The organism is Streptomyces katrae, assembly GCF_000966975.1.
Taxonomy (GTDB): Bacteria; Actinomycetota; Actinomycetes; order Streptomycetales; family Streptomycetaceae; genus Streptomyces; species Streptomyces katrae.
Genome location: NZ_JZWV01001268.1, coordinates 1 through 1,302 on the forward strand (window position 1 = coordinate 1; position 1,302 = coordinate 1,302).

General features: G+C 77.0%; 2 protein-coding genes. One reads left to right on the top strand and one right to left on the bottom strand.

Annotation, left to right across the window (positions count from 1 at the left end):
- Nucleotides 1–35: 35 nt before the first annotated feature.
- A complete protein-coding gene (locus VR44_RS35990) occupies nucleotides 36–392 on the bottom strand; it encodes a DUF192 domain-containing protein (protein ID WP_045951865.1) in 357 nt (118 codons plus the stop codon).
- A gap of 85 nt (nucleotides 393–477) precedes the next feature.
- On the opposite strand from VR44_RS35990, the gene VR44_RS35995 reads away from it, so the two are divergent.
- Nucleotides 478–1,200, top strand: a complete 723-nt coding sequence (locus tag VR44_RS35995; protein WP_045951866.1) for a prepilin peptidase — start codon at nucleotides 478–480, stop codon at nucleotides 1,198–1,200.
- Nucleotides 1,201–1,302 lie beyond the last annotated feature (102 nt).

The following is a 1,302-nucleotide window of genomic DNA, read 5'->3' on the forward strand; positions in this document are numbered from 1 at the left end:
GGCGGGCTTGACCGGCAAGATCCGAAAGAGACGGCCTAGGGGTGGCCGAGACGTTCCAGCGAGACCGCGGTGCCGACGCGCAGCCCCCAGCGGGCCATGGCCCCGGCCTCCGCCTCCAGGACGTGGCGGGAGCGGGGGCGGGGGAGGCCGAGGCGGTTCGGGGGCATGGTGGTGACGGCGATGACGCGCAGGCGGCGGTCGAGGTGGGCGACGTCGATGGGGAACCGCATGCGGAACGTGTGCACGCTGGCGGCGGGGGAGAGGAGGAGGGCCCCCTCCACCCCGTCCCGCCCCAGCAGGCCCCTGGTGCGGGCGCGGTAGGAGGCGGCGATCTCGAGGGGGACGACGGTGTCCCCGATCCGGAGCACCCCGGCCCCGTCCTGGAATCCCATGCCCCCACCCTAGGCTCCGCCGCCCCGCGCAGAAGGGGCCCCGGGGCCCATCCCCGGTGGGGTGGCGGGGGCCTACCGTCGGCGGATGGGCGTAGTCGTGATCATCCTCGCCGCCGCGTACGGCGCAGCCACCGGCCTGGGCCTGCCCCGCGCCGCGTACCGCCTCGCGGTGGAACCGGGCGAACCCTGGCGCACCCACTGCCCCGACGGCCACCCCCTCCAGGGCTGGTTCGGCCGCACCCCCTGCGGCCGGGCCCCCCACGGCCCGGGCGGGGCCGGGTGGGCGCCCGCCGTCGTCTCCGCGGCCGTCTGCGCGGGGCTCGCCGGCGCCGGGGGGACGCGGCCCGAGGCGGGGGTGTTCGTCGCGGTGGCGCCCGTCCTCGTGCTGCTCGGGATCGTCGACCTCGCCGTCCACCGGCTGCCCGACGTGCTCACCCTCCCCCTCGCCGCCCTCACGGCGGCCCTGCTCGGCGTGGCCGCCCTCCTGCCCCGCGCCGCCGGCACCTGGCGGGGGGCCCTGCTCGGCGGGGCCGCGCTCGGGGCGGCGTACCTGGTGCTGTTCCTGATCAACCCCGCCGGCATGGGCCTCGGCGACGTCAAGCTCGCGCTTCCCCTCGGGGTCGCTCTTGGGTGGTACGGGTGGGGGGTATGGGCCGCCGGGGCCTTCCTCGGGCTGCTCTACGGGGCCGTATACGGTCTCGCCGCGCTCCTGACCAGCCGCGCGACCCGCGGCACCGGCTTCGCGTTCGGGCCGTTCATGGCCGCCGGCGCCCTCACCGGAGTGCTCCTGGGCGGATTCGGAGCGTAATCATTCTGCGCCAATGCACGCAGGACGCTTTACGAAGGGTTATGGTGGAACCCCCCCCTCGGGCCCCCCCCCGCCCCCCCCCCGCCGCTACGGCGTCTCCTC

Excerpts from the sequence above, each read along its gene's own strand:
- VR44_RS35990 (WP_045951865.1), bottom strand. The coding sequence starts at position 392 with ATGGGATTCCAGGACGGGGCCGGGGTGCTCCGGATCGGGGACACCGTC.
- VR44_RS35995 (WP_045951866.1), top strand. The coding sequence starts at position 478 with ATGGGCGTAGTCGTGATCATCCTCGCCGCCGCGTACGGCGCAGCCACC.